This is a genomic window from Pseudoalteromonas sp. T1lg10, assembly GCF_002964545.1.
Lineage (GTDB): Bacteria > Pseudomonadota > Gammaproteobacteria > Enterobacterales > Alteromonadaceae > Pseudoalteromonas.
Genome location: NZ_PQBV01000004.1, coordinates 557066 through 575862 on the forward strand (window position 1 = coordinate 557066; position 18797 = coordinate 575862).

The following is an 18797-nucleotide window of genomic DNA, read 5'->3' on the forward strand; positions in this document are numbered from 1 at the left end:
ATCACGTTGCACCTAGGAGACAGCATGTTAGAACGTAACATGAACATTGCAGACTTTGACCCAGAATTAGCTAATGCGATGAACGCAGAAGTAGCTCGCCAAGAAGAGCACATCGAGCTTATCGCATCAGAAAACTACTGTAGCCCTCGCGTACTTGAAGCACAGGGTTCACAGCTAACTAACAAATATGCAGAAGGCTACCCGGGTAAGCGTTACTACGGTGGTTGTGAGCATGTTGACGTGGTTGAACAACTGGCTATTGACCGTGCGAACGAGCTATTCGGCACCGAATACGCAAACGTACAGCCGCACGCGGGCTCACAAGCAAACGCCGCTGTTTTCCAAGCACTACTTCAGCCACACGATACCGTACTAGGCATGAGCCTGGCACACGGTGGTCACTTGACTCACGGTGCGCACGTAAACTTCTCAGGTAAAATGTACAACGCTATTCAGTACGGCCTAAACGAAGCAACCGGTGAAATCGATTACGATCAGGTTGAAGCGCTAGCGCTTGAGCACAAGCCAAAAATGATCATCGGTGGTTTCTCTGCTTACTCAGGTATCGTTGATTGGAAACGTTTCCGTGAAATCGCTGACAAAGTAGGTGCTTACCTGTTTGTTGATATGGCTCACGTTGCTGGCCTTATCGCCGCTGGTGTATACCCAAGCCCAGTGCCTTATGCGCACGTGGTAACAACCACTACGCACAAGACGCTTGCTGGTCCTCGTGGTGGTCTAATCGTTTCTAACTGTGGTGACGAAGAGATCTACAAAAAGCTAAACAGCGCCGTATTCCCAGGTGGCCAGGGTGGTCCTCTATGTCACGTAATCGCGGCTAAAGCGGTTGCTTTCAAAGAAGCGCTACAGCCTGAATTTAAAGCATACCAGCAGCAGGTTGTTGCTAATGCTCAAGCCATGGTTGAAGTGCTACAAGAGCGCGGTTACAAGGTAGTTTCGGGCAAAACCGACAACCACCTGTTCCTTCTTGACCTGATCGACAAAGACATCACAGGTAAAGATGCCGATGCTGCCCTTGGCAATGCCAACATCACGGTAAACAAGAACTCGGTACCAAACGATCCGCGTTCACCGTTCGTAACTTCTGGTCTACGTATCGGTTCTCCGGCTATCACTCGCCGTGGTTTCAAAGAAGCCGAAGCGAAAGAGCTAGCTGGCTGGATCTGTGACGTACTAGACAATATCGAAAGCACTGATGTTCAGGCACAAGTGAAAGAAAAAGTGAAAGCAATTTGCGCTAAGTTCCCTGTTTACGCATAACAGTGTGAAATAGCTATTACACAAATGTTTGTGTATGATAAAGGCCGCAATTTTTGCGGCCTTTTCGTGTTTATGGGGTGCTAATGTGCACAGTAAACACGATGTAGTAGCTTGCGGCCTTTTTGTTATCTACAGGAACCCCATTCACTATGCATTGTCCTTTCTGCAGCGCTAAAGACACCAAGGTAATTGACTCACGTCTGGTCGGTGGTGGCCACCAGGTTCGTCGTCGTCGCGAATGCAATGACTGTCACGAACGTTTTACCACCTTTGAAGGGGCGGAATTAGTGATGCCAAGGGTGATCAAGCGTGATGGTTCCCGTGAGCCCTTTAATGAAGACAAGTTGCAAAATGGCCTGCATCGCGCCCTCGAACGTCGACCAGTAAAAACAGAACAAATCGATGAGGTGGTGCATCAAATTAAATCGCAAATTCGCGCCACTGGCGAGCGTGAAGTCAGCTCACAACTGATAGGCGAATGCATTATGGAAGCGTTGAAGGGTCTGGATAAGGTCGCTTATGTGCGCTTTGCTTCTGTCTATCGCTCGTTTGAAGATATCCGTGAATTCGGTGAAGAAATCGCCCGCCTAGGAGACTAAGATGATCTTCAGTGCGGACGATAAGCGTTATATGCACCGGGCCATTGAGCTGGCGTATCTAGGTCGATTCACCACCACACCCAATCCCAATGTCGGCTGTGTGCTGGTTAAAGATGGTCAGATTATCGGTGAAGGTTTTCACCAACAAGCGGGGACAGCACATGCTGAGGTGCATGCACTTGCGGCGGCCGGTGACAAGGCCGAAGGCGCTACCGCTTATGTAACCCTGGAACCCTGCAGCCATACCGGCCGTACCGGCCCCTGTGCCGGCGCCCTGATCAAAGCCAAGGTGGCAAAAGTCATATGCGCCATGCAAGACCCTAATCCACAGGTCAGTGGTCGCGGCATGAAGATGCTGGCCGAGGCGGGCATAGCAGTCGCATCCGGTTTGCTTGGCGATGAAGCCGAAAAGCTAAACCTCGGCTTTTTAAAGCGCATGCGCACCGGGCGCCCCTATGTTACCTGTAAGCTGGCCGCCAGCCTGGACGGTAAAACCGCCCTGGCTAATGGTGAGAGTAAATGGATCACCGGCCCCGAGGCACGTAAAGATGTGCAGGCGTTTCGCGCCCAGCACTGTGCCATTTTAAGTGGCGCCGATACCGTGCTGGTGGATGACGCTAAGCTCAATGTGCGTTTGGACGACACGCAACTGGCCGAGTATGTGCTGCCGGAGGTGCGCCAGCCGCTGCGGGTGATCTTAGATAGCCGTTATCGGCTGACCCCGGATTTAGCGCTTTTTCAACAGCCCGGCGAGATATTATTAGTGCGCTCACGCACAGCCAGTGTGACGCGCAAAGAGCTTGATAAACAGTCCGTGTGGCCCAACAATGTAACCGAGTTGATGTGCGAAGGCCTTGAAAATGGCCAGGTTAATCTCGACGCCTTGCTGGCGGAGCTGGCGCAGCGCGATATTAACTCAGTTTGGTTGGAGGCGGGGGCGACCCTGGCCGGTGCCATGGCGCAGCAGCAACTTATTGATAGCTACATTGTTTATATTGCGCCAAAATTAATGGGCAGTGATGCCAAAGGCTTGTTAACTATGGGCCCCTTTACGGCCATGACTCAAGTGCCAACCCTGCACTTTAGCGATATGACCCCAGTTGGTGAGGATATTCGCCTTACCTTAGAACAACTTAGAGTAGAATAGCCATGTTTACAGGCATTATTGAAGCAACGGGCACGCTCAGCTCCCTGACCTTGGTTGATGGCGACTTAAGCGTGCGCGTACAAAGTGACAACTTGGACATGAGTGACGTAGCGCTTGGCGACAGTATCGCTACCAATGGCGTCTGTTTGACCGTTACTGAAAAATTCAGCGATGGTTTTAGTGCTGATGTCTCAAAAGAGACCTTGTCACTGACGCGTTTTGCGCATTACCAGCGCGGCCAGCGGGTCAATTTAGAAAAGGCTCTGCAGCCGATTTCACGCCTGGGCGGGCACCTGGTTTCCGGACATGTGGATGGCATTGCCGAGGTGGTAAAAGTCAGCCCTAATGCCCGCGCCATCGACTATTGGTTAGCGGCGCCGGAAGCGCTGATGAAATATATTCCCTACAAGGGCTCGGTGTGCATCGATGGCGCCAGTTTGACCGTTAATGAAATCGACGGCAACCAGTTTAAATTAACCATAGTGCCGCACACACTGGCACAAACCACGATCGCCGAATTTCAGGTTGGCACTAAGGTCAATCTCGAGGTCGATCAAATAGCGCGTTACTTGGAGCGCCTAATTCAAGGGGCGCAAGCTCCGAAAGCAGAATCAACAGTAACCGAAAGCCTGCTGGTGCAGGCCGGATTTATCAAATAACACATAGTGGGCAAGATATGAGTTTGAATAGCGCAGCGGAGATCATCGAAGACATTAAAAATGGCAAAATGGTCATCTTGATGGACGACGAAGATCGTGAAAACGAAGGCGACCTGATTATTGCCGCCGAGCACATCAGTGCTGATGCGATTAACTTTATGGCGACCTATGGCCGCGGCCTGATCTGCTTAACGCTGACACAAGAGCGTTGTGAGCAATTGGCACTGCCGCTGATGGTGAAAAACAATGGTGCCCAGTTCTCGACCAACTTCACCATGTCTATCGAGGCCGCCAAGGGTGTAACCACAGGTATTTCTGCCGCCGACCGTGCGCGCACGGTGCAGGCCGCCGTGGCCAAAGGCGCGGTAGCCGAGGATATCGTTCAGCCTGGGCATATTTTCCCGATTATGGCCCAGCCAGGAGGCGTTTTAACCCGAGCAGGTCATACCGAAGCAGGTTGTGACTTAGCCCGTCTGGCCGGTCTTGAGCCGTCGTCTGTAATTGTCGAAATCCTGAACCCAGATGGTACCATGGCCCGTCGCCCAGAGCTGGAAGTGTTCGCTAAGGAGCACGGTATTAAGATGGGCACCATTGCCGATCTTATCGAGTACCGTAACCTTAATGAAACCACCATTGAGAAGGTTGCCCAGTGTAAGCTGCCGACTGAGCATGGTGAGTTCGAGCTGGTAACATACAAAGACACTATCGATGGTCAGCTTCACTATGCCATGGTGAAGGGTGAAATTAACGACCCAACCTTAGTGCGTGTGCACCTGCAAAGTACCTTTAACGACATTCTGCTATCCGATCGCGGCGCCGATCGCAGCTGGACGCTTTCTAAGGCCATGGATTACATTGCCAAAAATGAAGGGGTACTGGTTATTCTTGGCAAACAAGAGTGCAGCGAGGATATCGAAGCCATGGTCAAGGCGTTTGCCATGGAAGATGAAGGTCAACAGGCCAATCATCGTAAGTTCCAGGGCACCTCGCGTACCGTGGGCATTGGCTCGCAAATCCTTGCGGATTTGGGCATTACCAAGATGCGCCTGATGAGCATGCCGAAGAAGTATCACGCGCTGTCGGGCTTCCACCTTGAAGTGGTTGAATACGTACAGCCAGAATAAGCAGCTATTTTTTTTCAGTTATGGTATGATGCGCGGCAATTTTGCGATACCCCCTAATTCGCCCCGCATCACGCGTTGGCAATATCAATAAAGGTTTATAAATGAAAATTATTGAAGGTAACAAGTTTGCACCGGGCAAAAAATTTGCCATCGTGATTTCACGTTTTAATGACTTCATTGGCAGCAGCCTACTTGATGGCGCGGTGGATGAGTTAAAGCGCACTGGCAACGTCAGTGACGACGACATCACAGTAGTTTACGTACCGGGCGCCGTTGAGTTACCACTTGTGGCTAAGCGTCTTGCAGCTAAAGGCGAGCACGATGCCATTATCGCCCTTGGCGTTATTATTCGTGGCGGCACACCGCATTTCGATCTGGTTGCCGGTGAGTCGAACAAGGGTCTGGCACAAGTATCGCTAGAGTATGATGTACCAGTTGCTTTTGGTGTATTAACCACGGAAAGCATAGAGCAAGCCATTGAGCGTGCTGGTACAAAAATGGGCAACAAGGGTGGCGAAGCTGCACTAAGTGCCCTAGAAATGGTTAATGTTTTAGACAAAATTTAAGGGTTCACAGTGAAACCAGCAGCTAGACGCAAAGCGCGCGTATTGGCCCTACAGGCCGTTTACTCTTGGCAAATGAGTGGCAATGCCATTGCCGACATCGAACAGAATATGTTGCTTGAGAACGACATTTCTAAGGTTGATGTAGAGTATTTTAAAGATCTCGCTCGTGGCGTGGCCGTTAACTTTAAACAGTTGGACACCATTTTGGCTCCGCACCTAACGCGTCCTTACGAAGACATCGACATGGTTGAGAAAGCCATTCTGCGTCTAAGCGCGTATGAGTTAAAGTTCCGTGAAGACGTACCTTACAAGGTAGCGATTAACGAAGGCATTGAATTGGCAAAAACTTTTGGTGCCGAAGACAGCCATAAATTCGTTAATGGTGTGCTGGATAAGGCGGTCAAGGAACTGCGTAGCTAAGCACCTGACAACAAGGAGAGCCGGCTCAGGCCGGCTTTTTTGTGTATGCAAGAATTTGAATTAATTAATCGCTACTTTAAAGGCCGTGGCATCAGTCGTCGCGACGTTAACTTGGGTATTGGGGATGACTGTGCTCTAGTCACAGTGCCGCAAAACAGCCAGTTGGCGGTCACCACAGACACCATGGTCAGTGGCGTGCATTTCTTTGAAGATATGTCACCACGAGCCTTGGGACATAGAGCCATCGCCGTAAACCTGAGCGACTTGGCGGCCATGGGCGCCGAGCCGGCCTGGGTGTCGGTGGCTTTAACCTTGCCTCATGTCGATGCGCAATGGCTGGAAGAATTTACTGCGGGCATGCATGAAATTGCCGAGTATTTTAATGTCCAGATCATAGGTGGCGATACCACTCAAGGGCCGCTTACGGTAACCGTTTGTGCCAAGGGCACGGTTCCCGAAGGCAAGGCTATTACCCGCAGTGGTGCCAAGCCAGGCGACTGGATTTATGTCACCGGCCCGCTTGGGGATGCCGGATTGGCGGTGGAAGCACGCAAGCAACACCTGGACATAGACCCGGAGTGGCTGAAAAAATTAACTCATAAGCTTGAATACCCGACGCCGCGCGTTGCTGCGGGGCAGGTGCTGCGCGGTTATGCCAGTGCCGCCATCGACATCTCCGATGGTTTATTGGCGGACTTAGAGCACATCCTTGAGATGTCTCAGGTCAGTGCCACCATACAGGCCGATAAGATCCCGACCACGGAAGCGTTCCGCCAAAGTATCGAGGGTGAAGCCAAATGGCCGTATATTCTGGCCTATGGCGACGATTACGAGCTGCTTTATACGGTGCCGGAAAACCACAAGGCCATGCTCGATAACAAGCTTAACCAGTATGGTATCGATGCCGTGTGTATCGGCCAGATCCGCGGTGGCGAAGGCAAAGTCGACGTCTTTGATGGTGAGCATAAGCTGGATATCAGCGCCATGGGATTTGAACATTTTGCCGAGGATGACGCATGCTAAGCATGACCAGTAACAGCTATAATTTACGCCGTGGCCATCAGTTCTTAGGTCTTGGCTTTGGCCTGGGTTTAAGCCCCAAGGCGCCTGGCACTGTGGGCACCTTTGCCGCCTTGCCCTTTATCTTTATGACCATGAACTTTCCGCTGTGGCTGCAACTGGTTTTTGCGGTGGTGATCTCTGTGCTGGGTATCTGGGCCTGTGGCAAAACAGCTGATGATTTGGGCGTACACGATCACCCGGCAATCGTCTGGGATGAGGTGGCTGGTTTTTATATCACCATGATAGGTGCGGCGCTGAATTGGCAAACGCTTTTGGTTGGCTTCTTATTATTCCGCTTCTTCGATATCGCCAAACCAGGACCTATACGCATGCTGGATAAACGCCTACACGGTGGTTTGGGCATTATGGCAGACGATATTTTGGCCGGGATTTGCTCTCTAATTTGCCTACAGGCGTTAATTAAAGTAGGTTATTTGCCTGGACTATAAGTTTTGAACATGGGTGTGACATTGCTGCGGTTTTTACAGTCACTTTTGCTGCTGGCGGCGACGCTGATAACATCAACGGCGTCGGCATCTATTACCGATTATGTAGTCAAACAATGGAACACACGTAATGGCTTGCCTTCGCAATCCTTAAAGAGTGTGACCCAGGACAATCAGGGTTATATTTGGGTCGGCACCCAGTTCGGCCTCAGTCGCTTCGATGGTGAGCACTTCACCAACTTTAATGAGCAAAACAGCAACTTCCTAAGCAGCAATGCCATTAACAAGCTGCTGATAGATAAAGAAGGCCTGCTGTGGATCGGCACCAAGAAAGGGGTTTCTGTGCTCGACCCCAATTCGATGAACTACTTTCAGTTCGGCATTAGTGGTCCGGTGCGCGATATCTTGCAAGACGATAAGGGCAATATCTGGGTTGCCGCCAGCGAGCTTTTTTATATCGAGCGCAACCAAATTGCCTTTCACCTTGACGAAGAGCAGCGCCGCCGCAGCGGCCGCATGCAAAGCCGCTTAACTGCGATTAACCAGATTTCCGTCAGTAAGATGGCGCTGGCGCCGCAAGGTGTTTGGTTGGTCAGTGAAAATCACCTCTTGCGCCTAACCAATATGTCGTCCTCGTCATCTCGACTGCGCTTAAAAATCACTGCCCGGGTGACCTTGCCCGAGCGCTTGGCACAAACCATAATTCATGATATGGCCTGGCTTGAAGGCACCCTTTATCTGGCGTCCGAGCTCGGTGCTTATTTCCTCGATATAGACGATGAACTGCGCCCATTTGCCTTGCCAAACGCCAGTAATGCCGCCGTTTATAAGTTTATGAGTGACTCCGATGGGGCGCTGTGGATCTCCACCTATGGCCGCCTTTTGTATCGCGATAACTCCAAAGAGTGGCAGTGGGTGGAGCCGGCAGCACTGGATCAAAGCATCTGGTTTTCAGACATTTACCGTGACGATCAAAACAATATTTGGCTGGCCAGTTTTAGTGAAGGCTTGTGGCTGGCGCATGCCGGGCGGGTAGAGCGCCACAATGCCTTATCAAGCATGACCGAAGCCGTGATGGCGCTGACCCTCTCTCCTAAGGGGCAACTTTGGGTTGCCAACCGCTCTGGAGTCGGTTATTTCGATCAGGACAATAACTTCGTTAATCGTATTCCTCGCGCCAAGCTCAGACGCAGCGCCGTGCACGATATGCATTTTGTCGGCGAGCGCCTCTATATCGCCACCGACCGCGGCGTGTTGTATTTTGAAAATGAAGAACTCTTCAATATAGATGCCCGTGAGCTGCGCCTTAATCCAGTGTTCGCCATTAGCGAGGCCAGCGCCGGAGGGCTTTGGTTTGGTACCGGTCGGGGTATGTATCGCCTCGGCTACAATGGCCTGACTCCCTTTACTTATAATGCGGTACTCGACAGTAAATTTATTACCTTTGTCGTCGATAAGGGCAAATACGGCCTGATCGGCACCAGTCAGGGCGGTTATATCTTCTCCGATAAAGGCATAGAGCGTGCCGGAGATAACACCGCCCTTGAGAGCGCCTATGTCACCAGTATCTTAGAAATAGACGGGGTGGGCACTTTAGTTGGCTCACTCAATGATGGCCTTTTCTATCGCAGTACCAAGGGGCGTTGGCATCAGCTTGATGTTTCCAACGGTCTGCCTTATGGCTCCATCTTTAGTTTGCATTATGACAAAGATCTGCAGCGGGTCTGGGTCAGCACCATGAAGGGTGTGTATCGCATGCCGGTGGAGCAATTCTCCGATGAAATAGGAAACTTGCAGGTGGAGCAGGTGATCTCCTCCTATGACCGCCAATTAGACGGTAAGGCCAGCCAGTGCTGTGCCGGTTTAGGCCATGATGCGGTTGCCGACAATGGCAGCTCGATTTGGTACCCCAGTTTGCAGGGTGTGGTGGAAATTCCCAAAAGCGTGCAGCTGTTTGGCCAAGATCCTCTGGCTCCTCAGGTGGAAAGCATAGCGACGCCACGACGCACCCTTTACACGGGCGCCTTGGGCAAGAAACCAGTGCTTGATACCGATGAGCGCGACCTTACCATCAGCTACACCGCCATCGACTTTTATGCGCCGGCGGAAGTGGAGTTTCGCTATCGCTTACAGGGCTTGGACAATGACTGGCGCTACGCCAATAATCGCCGCGAGGCCATTTATACCAATTTACCGCCCGGGCCTTTTGTCTTTCAACTTGAAGCCAAGCGCACCAGCGGCAATTGGCAAGAGGCCAGCAGCGCCGAGTACGCCTTTACCGTGCCACGTCGATTTGATGAAACCATTTACTTCCGTTTGCTGATCGTTTCTTGCTTCTTCTTTATTTTGTATCTGTTGCTGTGGGTCTTTAGGGCACAGGAGCGACGTAAACAGGCGGCGTTGGAAAGCTTGGTGGAAGAGCGCACCCTGGAGCTGCGTGACGCCAACGACAAGCTCAATCAGGTTAACTCTCAGTTGAAGTTAGTGAGCCATTCCGACGAGCTGACCGGGCTGCGCAGCCGCCGCTTCTTGTTCGATCAGCTGCCCAAGGATATAGAGCACTATCAGCGCAATGCAGAGTCCTTGCAAAAGCAGGGTCGTGCCCTGGTGCTGGTAATCGTCAATATCGACAACTTCTCGCGCATTAATGATGCCTACGGACCGCTAAGCGGCGATAGCTGCTTGCAGCAAATGGCGACCCTGCTTAACTCCTGTACTCAAGGGTCGGACTATGTGGCGCGCTGGAGTGGCGATGAGTTCTTATTGCTGCTGCGTGACTTTGAGGTCGATCAGGTTAATCTCTTTGTGCGTAATCTGTGTAAGTCCATCGCCAGTAAGAGCTTCTTACTGCCTAATGGTAAAAAGATTAACCTCAGCGCCTCCCTGGGCTGGTCCTGCTATCCCATGCCTTTATTAGGCGGCCAGGTGATCGGGTGGGAAACCTCTGTGAATCTGGCGGATATCGCTCTGCATCAAGTGAAAAAGCGCGGCGGTGATGGCTGTGCACATATCGAATTTGATGATCAGCTTGATGCCTTCGAGTTCGAGCAAAGCGAGAATCTTGATGAGCAGATAGCGACGCTGCAGAGCTCGTCCCTGGCGGATATTAAGATTTGGATGCGTTAAGCCAGAACTAAGTATTTGGCCTCTATGAGCCAAAACACGGACATAAAAAAGGAGCGATATCGCTCCTTTTTGCTTTTATTTAGCTTTGCTAGTTACGCTAACCAAGCCTTAACTTGTTGCTCGATACCGGCGCTATCTAGGCCAAGCTCTGCGTGCATTTCCTGCTGGGTGCCGTGCTTGATAAAGACATCCGGCAGGCCTAAGTGTAATACCGGCTTAAGCTGCTTGCTTTGTGCCAGATATTCGCTTACCGCTGAGCCTGCACCACCGGCAATCACATTGTCTTCCAAGGTCACCAGGTGCTCATGGGTAGCGGCTAATTCATCAATCAGCGCCGTATCCAGTGGCTTAACAAAACGCATATCTACCAAGGTGGCATCCAGTGCTTCGGCGGCTGGCTCGGCATATTCGAGTAGGGTACCGAATGACAGTATGGCCACACCTTTACCTTGACGAAGCACACGGCCTTTACCAATTTCAAGCGCTTGCATTTGTGCATCGAATTCACCCTCACCGGCGCTGCCTCGGGGGTAGCGCACCGCTGCTGGCTTATCCAGCTTGTGGCCGGTGTAAAGCATGTTGCGGCATTCGTTGGCATTGGCCGGAGCCATGATCACCATATTAGGAATGCAGCGTAAGAAGCTTAAATCATAGGTGCCCTGGTGAGTTTCACCATCGGCGCCAACCACACCGGCACGGTCGATAGCAAATAACACAGGTAATTCTTGCAGGGCAACATCGTGGATCAGCTGATCATAGGCGCGCTGTAAGAAAGATGAGTAAATTGCCACCACAGGATTTAATTGCTCGCAGGCAAAACCGGCGGCTAAGGTCACCGCATGCTGCTCGGCAATGGCCACATCAAAATACTGCTCTGGGTATTCCTTGGAGAAACGCACCATGCCTGAGCCTTCACGCATGGCCGGGGTAATGGCCATCAGGCGGCTGTCTTCGGCGGCCATATCGCATAGCCAGTCGCCAAAGACCTTGGAAAAGGTCGGCGCGCCAGGCTTTGACTTGGGTAACTTGCTTTCGCTTGGGTCGAATTTGGGCACCGCATGGTAACCGATAGGATCGGCTTCGGCAGGTTTATAACCTTTACCTTTTTGTGTTTTCACGTGCAGTAGCTGCGGACCCTTAAGGTTGCGCATATTGCGCAGGGTGTCGACCAGCATATTAACGTCGTGGCCATCAATGGGGCCGATGTAATTAAAGCCCAGCTCCTCGAAAAAGGTGCCAGGGATCACCATGCCTTTCAGGTGCTCTTCCATGCGGCTGGCCAGCTCTTTGACCGGCGGCAGGCCGGAGAGCAGCTTTTTGCCGCCTTCACGAATATTGGTGTAAAAGCTGCCGGAAAGAATACGAGCGAAGTGGTTATTCAAGGCGCCCACGTTTTCCGAGATCGACATCTCATTATCGTTGAGGATCACCAGCATATCCGACTTCACATCACCGGCGTGGTTCATGGCTTCGAAGGCCATACCTGCGGTAATAGCACCATCGCCGATCACGGCTACGGTTTTACGTCCTTTACCTTCTTTTTGCGCCGCAATCGACATGCCTAACGCCGCAGAAATCGAGGTACTTGAGTGACCCACACTAAAGGTGTCGTACTCGCTTTCGCCACGGTAAGGAAAAGGGTGCAGGCCATCTTTTTGGCGGATGGTGTGCATTTGCTCGCGACGACCTGTGATCAACTTATGCGGATAGGCCTGGTGACCCACATCCCAGATCAAGCGGTCGAATGGCGTGTTATAGACATAATGCAACGCCACAGTCAGCTCCACCGTGCCTAAACCTGAGGCAAAATGGCCACTGCTTTGTGATACGGAGTTCAGTAGGTAGTCCCGCAATTCATAGCTAAACGCGCCTAGCTTATCTTGAGCCAGGTCGCGCAGTTGTGCAGGTTCATCGACCTGATTTAAAAGGGGATACTTGCTACTATCCAAATTCATGCGTTTTATTATCCTTCACTGCGATGGCCCGAGTATATCAAAATGGGCACGGCCATCTGTAGTAATTTTTAATGATCTCGGGCGATGATGTATTGCGCCAGTTGCGCCAACATCCTGGTGTCATAGGGCAGGTTATCGAGGGCGGCAATGGCCTCGTCATAGAGCTGCTGTAGTTTGGCTTTTGCGCCATCTAAGCCAAGCAGAGCCGGGTAGGTGGCTTTACTGGCGGCCTCATCCGAGCCCTGCGGTTTGCCCAAGGTCTGGGTGTCGCCTTCTATATCTAAAATATCGTCTTGCACCTGGAAAGCCAGGCCGATGGCCTTGCCGTATTTTTGCAGTGCCGCTTGCGTATCGCTGTCGCCCTTGGGGGCGCATAAATAGCCAAGTTCGATGGCGCAGCTTAGGAGCGCACCGGTTTTGGCATTATGTATCTGCTCAAGCTCGCTTAAACTGATGTCTTTTCCTGTGGCGGCTATGTCCAGGGCCTGGCCGCCGACCATGCCGAGCAAACCAGACGCTCGGCTTAGGCTTTGTACCAAGCGAATTTGCGCACCGGCCTCTAGGTTAAAGTCACTGCTGCTTAGCAATTCAAAGGCGATGCTCTGCAAGGCGTCACCGGCCAAAATGGCATGGGCTTCATCATAGGCAATATGGCAGGTGGGGCGACCACGGCGTAATTCATCGTCGTCCATGGCTGGCAAGTCATCATGCACAAGGGAATAGCTGTGAATACATTCGATGGCCGCGGCGGCCTTATCAAGATCACCCTTGTTGGCACCGAGCATGGAGCCGACGCAATAAACCAAAAACGGACGCAGTCGTTTACCGCCATTTTGTACGCTGTATTGGCTGGCCGCGAGGATCCTTGGTTGGGCATCTTGCTGGCTGTGGAAATAGTTTTCCAGGGTGTGCACTACGTCTTGCTGCGCTTGCGCTAAGGCTTGTTTTAATTCCACAGTGACTATTACTCTTGAGGGTCCATAGGCGTTAATTCGCTGTCGAGATCATTACTCATCAGCATGCTTACCTTTTGCTGTGCATGATCCAGTTTTTGCGCCGAGACATTGGCCAGGCTGATCCCACGTTCAAACTGCTTTAAAGAATGTTCCAGCGGCATATCGCCTTGTTCCATCTCAGTGACAATTTGGCTCAGTTCATTGATTGCGTCCTCAAAGGTGAGGTTTTCTGGTTTTTTTTGGGCCATTGCCTGCGCTCTCGTTACTGAATTGCTAAGAGCGCCAATTTTAGGGGGATTCCGTGACCAGGTCAAAGGCGGTGATGATTTTCGACCACTTAGAGCCAGTGTAGCTGTTTTTAATCTGCGGATTTTAAATAAAGGGTTAAGTACTTGAAGTGGCTCGGTAGCAATTTAAAGCATGGGTGCGCGTTACTTAGTGAGCACTTGCTCTTAATATTCTTTCATCAAAATTAAAAATGCACTACACTCTTTCTTACTGTATGGATGAACAGTTGTTGTGCTATGAAGCTATATATTGCCGAAAAACCTTCCCTTGGGCGTGCCATTGCTGCCGCTTTACCTAAACCCCATAACAAAAAAGACGGCTATATCGAGCTGGGCAATGGCGATTGCGTGACCTGGTGTATCGGTCATCTATTAGAGCAGGCTGAGCCCGATGACTATGATGCCGCTTATAAAAAGTGGCAAGTACAGCATCTACCCATAGTGCCACAGCAATGGCAGCTTAAAGCCAAGAGCAAAACCCGCAAACAACTTACCTTGGTCAAAAAGCTGATCAAGCAAGCTTCGCAAATTGTTCATGCTGGCGACCCCGACAGGGAAGGGCAACTCTTAGTCGATGAGGTGATCTCCCAAGCCAATGTGAGCAAGGCTAAAAAGCAAAGTATTCAGCGTTTACTGATCAGTGACCTAAATTTACCCGCAGTGAAAAAGGCCCTTGGACAATTGCGTGCCAACGCGGAATTTATTCCACTTAGCGTCTCGGCCTTGGCGCGCTCCCGTGCCGATTGGCTGTTTGGCATGAACCTCACCCGGGCCTATACCCTTGCGGGCCAAAAAGGCGGCTATAAGGGGGTGCTCTCCGTTGGCCGGGTGCAAACGCCCATCCTTGGCTTGGTGGTAGCGCGGGATAAAGAAATTAAAGAATTTGTCAGCAAGCCCTTCTATGAAGTAGAAGCCCTGATGCGCACTCAAGAGCAACAAGGCTTTACCTTAAAGTGGCAACCGAGCGAAGCCTGCCAACCTTATCAGGACGAGCAGGGTCGGGTATTAGTCAAGGCCTTGGCCGATAATGTTGTTTCCCGTATCAAGGGGCAGCATGGATTGATCACTCAGGTCAAAAGGGCTGAAAAACAAGAGCTGGCGCCCTTGCCTTATAACCTGTCGGCACTGCAAATTGATGCCGCCAAGCGCTTCGGATTGCCAGCTAAAGCGGTACTTGATACCTGCCAAAGCCTTTATGAAAAACACACCTTGATCACCTATCCCCGCTCGGATAATAGATATTTGCCTAAGGATCATTTTCAGCAGGCGTCTGCCATTATCGACAGCGTGATTGCCAACGGCGTGTTTTCAAAAGAGCAGCTGGCTACCGCGGATCCGTTAAGAAAAGCACGTTGCTTTAACGATGCCAAGGTTGCCGCTCACCATGCCATAGTGCCGACCAATAAAAAGACCTCGGCGCAGCTCACAGAAACGGAGCGCCGTGTTTATGAGCTGATCTGTCGCCAGTACCTGATGCAATTTATGCCGGCCTACCGTTATCACCAAACCGATGTGGAAGCAGAGATAGCCGGCGGCACGTTCACTACCAAGGCCAAAGAAGAGATAGAACGCGGCTTTAAGGTGTTGTTGCCTAATAAAGAAGAAAAAGAAGCGCCTAGCTTACCGCCTTTAAGCGTGGGTCAGCAGGTACTGTGCGAGGATGCGCGGCGTTTAGATAAAAACACCACACCACCGGCGCATTTTACCGATGCCACCTTGCTTGCAGCGATGACCGCTATTTCCCGTTATGTGAAAGACCCGGATATCCGTAAGGTGCTGCGGGAAACCGATGGCCTGGGTACAGAGGCGACCCGCGCCAGCATTATCGAGTTATTGTTTACCCGCGGCTTCCTTGCTCGCAGTGGCAAGACCATTGTTGCCACAGAAACGGGTGTGGCGCTGATCAATGCCTTGCCTGACACCCTTTCAACACCGGATATGACCGCTCATTGGGAAATGGCCTTGGCACAAATTGCAGAGAAACAGCTTAAGTACGATGATTTTATGCAGCCCTTGGTTGGGCAACTAGGGGCATTAATAGAAGAAGCAAAAACCTGTGACAGTCGTCAGTTTTCACATATCAAGAGTCAGGTAAAAAGGAAGTTTAAGGGCGCGAGAAGAAAAAGCCCGCGCCCTAAAAGCAGTAAAGCTAAGGCTTAGTTTCTATTAAACAAGGCCAATGCTGCATTACTCATGGCGTTGACCCCAGTTGGAATCGCCTTTTGGTAATCCGGAGCAAACTTACTCGAATGTAATGACGGTAACTGGGTATTGTTTTTCATTGCCTCCTTGTAAGTATCAGGGTCTACACCACCTAGCCAGAATAGGGTAATAGGCAGCTTGTCTTCGGTACGGCCATATAAACCAAAGTCTTCACCGGCCATGACTGGCTCGGTCAACTCAACATTATCGGCGCCAATGGCCGCTTTAATGGCCTGGGTGACGCGAGCGGTTTGCTCTGGGTTATTGTAGGTCGAGGGAATAGACTCGGCCTCATGAACCACCACTTCAGGGTAAAGTGATTCTTCAAGCCCGGCACTGGCGGCAATACCCGCGGTAATGCGCTTAATCGCCGCAATCTGTTGTTCGCGTACCGCCGGGTTATAGCTGCGTAATGTCAGCTGGAGTTTGACCTCGTTGGAAATAACATTGTGCTTACTGCCCCCATGGATTGAACCTACGGTGACTACCGAAGGCTCAAGAGGAGAGAGTTCGCGGCTGGTGATCGTTTGTAAGGCCAGCACGATACGAGAAGCCAGCACCACGGGATCGATAGTGGTATGTGGGTAAGCACCGTGGCCGCCTTTGCCTTTGACATGAATATCAACAGAGTCGACGCTGGCCATGGTGTACTCCGGCTTTAAAGCAACCTTACCCGCGGGCACACTGGCACTGACATGCAGGGCTAAAATATGATCCGGTTTGGCAAACTGGCTAAAGAGCCCTTCGTTTAACATGGCCTTGGCGCCGGCACCCACTTCCTCGGCGGGCTGGGCCACCATCATTAGGGTGCCTTGCCATTGGTCTTTGTGGGCGACCAGGTGCTCGGCGGTGCCAATAAAGCTGGTCATGTGAATATCGTGACCACAGCCGTGCATCACGCCGACCTCAGTCCCTTCTTTATTTAGCACCTTCACCTTAGAAGCATAGGAAACGCCGGTTTGTTCGGTGATGGGTAAACCGTCGGTGTCGGTGCGGATCATAATAGTAGGGCCTGCACCATTTTCTAGCAGTCCGACCACGCCATAACCGCCCACCTCTGTGGTCACCTCAAAGCCCAGACGTTTTAGTTGCTTGGCGATTTTTTTGCCGGTTTGTTGTTCTTGTAACGAGAGCTCAGGGGATTGGTGTAAGTCCAAATAGAGCTTTTCCAGCTCGGGCAGGCGCTCGTTAACCTTAATAGCGGCGTCGGCGGGCAAAGCCGTGGTTAATAATAACGCCGTGCTCGCTATTGTCATATTTTGCAGAAAACCCATAATATTCCTTACACTTGTAATTGTGATCTTTGACTCCATATCAAAGCCTAATTCTAAATAGATGGCAACTTAACCATGACGAATCAAATTCAACTTACTGCTGAAAATATTCAGCAGGTTTTAGGACAAACTTCCGAAGACAATATCGTTGCCTTGAGCTTCTACTCGGCGCAGAGCCATGAATGCCAAGAGCAGGCACGTATTCTCGATGGTTTAGCGCAGCAATATCAGCAGCATCTTATCGTTGCTACCCTGGACTGTGACCTTCAGCAAGCGCTGGCCAGCCAGTTGGCGCAGCAAATTGGTTTGCAGACATTACCTACCTTAGTGCTATTAAAAGGTGGCGCGCCGGTGGATATGTTGCCAGGCGCGCAAAGCGAGCAACAAATAAAAGAAGCATTGCAAAAGCACCTGCCACAGCCGGAAGATGCTTTATTACAGCAGGCTAAAGCAGCGTTGGCGGCGGATAACCTGAATGATGCCTTTAAATACGCCAAGCAGGCCTATGAAATCGACCCGCAGAATGCTCGAATTAAGCTGGTGCTAACCGATATCTGCATCCAAATACATAAGTTGGATGATGCAAAAGCCTTGCTAGATACTATAGCGTTGGCGGATCAGGACGCCTACTACAACAATATCAAAGCAAAATTAGAGCAAGCAGAGCAAGCACAAGACTCTCCTGAGATCCGCTTATTGCAGCAGGAAATTGAGCAGCAAGGCGATAATTTAGAGCTTAAGGTGAAACTGGCGGTGGCTTTTAATGATGCCGGTCGTAAAGCTGAAGCGCTCGAAACTTTATTTTTAGTGCTAAAGAAAGATCTTAACTTTGCCGATGCGAAGAAGTTCTATCTTGATATTATCGCCAGCCTACCTGAGGGGGATGCCCTGGCGGCGGCGTCACGTCGAAAACTATATAGCATTCTTTACTAGGGCTATTTTTGAGTACCTACATATATAGGTATAGATATGACTACGGCGAGCTTAGGCTCGCCGTTATTATTTTTAGATTCCTACCTTGATCTTTACCGCAGTTGTTCAATACTTAGTAGTCCTGCCACGGAAGAATCATAACAAGGCCTGAATTCAAGACCTGAATTTGGCTACTTAACATCCGGTTTTGGGTGCTTATTAATCAATTGATACGCAAAAGGCTATTTTTCGCAATTTTCTTTAAAAAAGGGGTTGCGTCGAAATCGAATCTCCCTATAATGCGACCCCACTGAGACGGCAGGCGCGACGCGCAGCGTAGCAACGCATAGCGAGGCGCTAGCGACTCAGGGAGTCAAGTGAAACTGAGTTTTGAGGCTTTCCTTGAAAAAAGAAACTTTCTCAAAATTAAGTGTTGACAACAAATCAGGGTTGAGTAGAATGCACAGCCCTCGAGACGCGAAAGCGACTCGAAATGTTCTTTAAAAATATGAAGCAATCATCTGTGTGGGCACTCGTACAGATTGAGTTCTAACAGCAGATTCTAGTTCGCTAGATGACGCAAACAAATTTAGAGTCTCAATGTTTTTCCTTAAATGGAAAGTGAGTGACCAACGGAATAAAGAAATTTATTCAGCACAGTCAATTCGATATCGAAAGATATCATCACAGTATTCATTGAGCACGAAACTTCGGTTTCAAAAAACTTTTAATTGAAGAGTTTGATCATGGCTCAGATTGAACGCTGGCGGCAGGCCTAACA

16 protein-coding genes are annotated in these 18797 nt (G+C 50.7%); 12 read left to right on the forward strand and 4 right to left on the reverse strand.

The features are described from left to right. Positions 1–24 precede the first annotated feature (24 nt). The 10 genes from glyA (at position 25) to C2M17_RS04945 (ending at position 10430) form a co-directional block, all read left to right on the forward strand. Complete coding sequence (gene glyA / locus C2M17_RS04900; protein WP_105199731.1) at positions 25–1281, forward strand: serine hydroxymethyltransferase; 1257 nt, start codon at positions 25–27, stop codon at positions 1279–1281. A 149-nt stretch (positions 1282–1430) separates the two neighbouring features. Further along, positions 1431–1880, forward strand: coding sequence for a transcriptional regulator NrdR (gene nrdR / locus C2M17_RS04905; protein ID WP_105199732.1), 450 nt, complete (start codon positions 1431–1433; stop codon positions 1878–1880). A 1-nt stretch (position 1881) separates the two neighbouring features. Then, positions 1882–3027: a bifunctional diaminohydroxyphosphoribosylaminopyrimidine deaminase/5-amino-6-(5-phosphoribosylamino)uracil reductase RibD gene (ribD, locus tag C2M17_RS04910; RefSeq protein ID WP_105199733.1), complete on the forward strand. Its 1146-nt coding sequence runs from the start codon at positions 1882–1884 to the stop codon at positions 3025–3027. Between the two features lie 2 nt (positions 3028–3029). Next, positions 3030–3686 carry a riboflavin synthase gene (locus C2M17_RS04915; protein ID WP_105199734.1) on the forward strand — a complete coding sequence of 219 codons (657 nt, stop codon included), beginning with the start codon at positions 3030–3032 and terminating at the stop codon, positions 3684–3686. 17 nt (positions 3687–3703) lie between these two features. Then, complete coding sequence (gene ribBA, locus C2M17_RS04920) at positions 3704–4810, forward strand: bifunctional 3,4-dihydroxy-2-butanone-4-phosphate synthase/GTP cyclohydrolase II (RefSeq protein WP_105199735.1); 1107 nt, start codon at positions 3704–3706, stop codon at positions 4808–4810. Positions 4811–4911: 101 nt separating this feature from the next. Further along, a complete protein-coding gene (gene ribH, locus C2M17_RS04925) occupies positions 4912–5376 on the forward strand; it encodes a 6,7-dimethyl-8-ribityllumazine synthase (RefSeq protein WP_105188120.1) in 465 nt (154 codons plus the stop codon). Positions 5377–5385: 9 nt separating this feature from the next. Then, positions 5386–5796 carry a transcription antitermination factor NusB gene (nusB, locus tag C2M17_RS04930; protein ID WP_105199736.1) on the forward strand — a complete coding sequence of 137 codons (411 nt, stop codon included), beginning with the start codon at positions 5386–5388 and terminating at the stop codon, positions 5794–5796. A 45-nt stretch (positions 5797–5841) separates the two neighbouring features. Then, the gene (gene thiL, locus C2M17_RS04935) at positions 5842–6819 is read left to right on the forward strand and encodes a thiamine-phosphate kinase (protein ID WP_105199737.1); all 978 of its coding nucleotides are present in this window, start codon (positions 5842–5844) and stop codon (positions 6817–6819) included. 2 nt (positions 6820–6821) lie between these two features. Beyond that, positions 6822–7307: a phosphatidylglycerophosphatase A family protein gene (locus C2M17_RS04940; protein WP_105199773.1), complete on the forward strand. Its 486-nt coding sequence runs from the start codon at positions 6822–6824 to the stop codon at positions 7305–7307. 9 nt (positions 7308–7316) lie between these two features. Continuing rightward, positions 7317–10430 carry a diguanylate cyclase domain-containing protein gene (locus tag C2M17_RS04945; protein ID WP_105199738.1) on the forward strand — a complete coding sequence of 1038 codons (3114 nt, stop codon included), beginning with the start codon at positions 7317–7319 and terminating at the stop codon, positions 10428–10430. Between the two features lie 92 nt (positions 10431–10522). Here the strand turns inward: C2M17_RS04945 and dxs are convergent, their stop codons facing one another. The 3 genes from dxs to C2M17_RS04960 all read right to left on the reverse strand — a co-directional run bounded on the left by dxs (position 10523) and on the right by C2M17_RS04960 (position 13589). Further along, entirely contained in the window at positions 10523–12385 is a 1863-nt protein-coding gene (gene dxs / locus C2M17_RS04950; protein WP_105199739.1) for a 1-deoxy-D-xylulose-5-phosphate synthase, read from the reverse strand. A 68-nt stretch (positions 12386–12453) separates the two neighbouring features. After that, the gene (gene ispA / locus C2M17_RS04955; protein ID WP_105199740.1) at positions 12454–13341 is read right to left on the reverse strand and encodes a (2E,6E)-farnesyl diphosphate synthase; all 888 of its coding nucleotides are present in this window, start codon (positions 13339–13341) and stop codon (positions 12454–12456) included. Positions 13342–13349: 8 nt separating this feature from the next. Then, positions 13350–13589, reverse strand: coding sequence for an exodeoxyribonuclease VII small subunit (locus C2M17_RS04960; RefSeq protein ID WP_105199741.1), 240 nt, complete (start codon positions 13587–13589; stop codon positions 13350–13352). Between the two features lie 276 nt (positions 13590–13865). Between C2M17_RS04960 and C2M17_RS04965 the strand changes: the two genes are divergently transcribed. Next, on the forward strand, positions 13866–15788 hold the full coding sequence (locus C2M17_RS04965; protein ID WP_105199742.1) for a DNA topoisomerase III: 1923 nt from the start codon (positions 13866–13868) through the stop codon (positions 15786–15788). Here C2M17_RS04965 and C2M17_RS04970 read toward each other — a convergent pair. After that, on the reverse strand, positions 15785–17104 hold the full coding sequence (locus C2M17_RS04970; RefSeq protein WP_442792593.1) for a M20 metallopeptidase family protein: 1320 nt from the start codon (positions 17102–17104) through the stop codon (positions 15785–15787). The genes C2M17_RS04965 and C2M17_RS04970 overlap by 4 nt on opposite strands. A gap of 75 nt (positions 17105–17179) precedes the next feature. Here C2M17_RS04970 and C2M17_RS04975 point away from each other — a divergent pair, with 75 nt between their 5' ends. Then, on the forward strand, positions 17180–18037 hold the full coding sequence (locus C2M17_RS04975) for a tetratricopeptide repeat protein (RefSeq protein ID WP_105199743.1): 858 nt from the start codon (positions 17180–17182) through the stop codon (positions 18035–18037). The last annotated feature ends 760 nt before the right edge of the window (positions 18038–18797 follow it).

What these genes read in the sequence shown, in the direction of transcription:
- glyA (WP_105199731.1), top strand. Translation starts at nt 25, where the DNA reads ATGTTAGAACGTAACATGAACATTGCAGACTTTGACCCAGAATTAGCT.
- nrdR (WP_105199732.1), top strand. Translation starts at nt 1,431, where the DNA reads ATGCATTGTCCTTTCTGCAGCGCTAAAGACACCAAGGTAATTGACTCA.
- ribD (WP_105199733.1), top strand. Translation starts at nt 1,882, where the DNA reads ATGATCTTCAGTGCGGACGATAAGCGTTATATGCACCGGGCCATTGAG.
- C2M17_RS04915 (WP_105199734.1), top strand. Translation starts at nt 3,030, where the DNA reads ATGTTTACAGGCATTATTGAAGCAACGGGCACGCTCAGCTCCCTGACC.
- ribBA (WP_105199735.1), top strand. Translation starts at nt 3,704, where the DNA reads ATGAGTTTGAATAGCGCAGCGGAGATCATCGAAGACATTAAAAATGGC.
- ribH (WP_105188120.1), top strand. Translation starts at nt 4,912, where the DNA reads ATGAAAATTATTGAAGGTAACAAGTTTGCACCGGGCAAAAAATTTGCC.
- thiL (WP_105199737.1), top strand. Translation starts at nt 5,842, where the DNA reads ATGCAAGAATTTGAATTAATTAATCGCTACTTTAAAGGCCGTGGCATC.
- C2M17_RS04940 (WP_105199773.1), top strand. Translation starts at nt 6,822, where the DNA reads ATGACCAGTAACAGCTATAATTTACGCCGTGGCCATCAGTTCTTAGGT.
- C2M17_RS04945 (WP_105199738.1), top strand. Translation starts at nt 7,317, where the DNA reads ATGGGTGTGACATTGCTGCGGTTTTTACAGTCACTTTTGCTGCTGGCG.
- dxs (WP_105199739.1), bottom strand. Translation starts at nt 12,385, where the DNA reads ATGAATTTGGATAGTAGCAAGTATCCCCTTTTAAATCAGGTCGATGAA.
- C2M17_RS04960 (WP_105199741.1), bottom strand. Translation starts at nt 13,589, where the DNA reads ATGGCCCAAAAAAAACCAGAAAACCTCACCTTTGAGGACGCAATCAAT.
- C2M17_RS04965 (WP_105199742.1), top strand. Translation starts at nt 13,866, where the DNA reads ATGAAGCTATATATTGCCGAAAAACCTTCCCTTGGGCGTGCCATTGCT.
- C2M17_RS04970 (WP_442792593.1), bottom strand. Translation starts at nt 17,104, where the DNA reads ATGGGTTTTCTGCAAAATATGACAATAGCGAGCACGGCGTTATTATTA.
- C2M17_RS04975 (WP_105199743.1), top strand. Translation starts at nt 17,180, where the DNA reads ATGACGAATCAAATTCAACTTACTGCTGAAAATATTCAGCAGGTTTTA.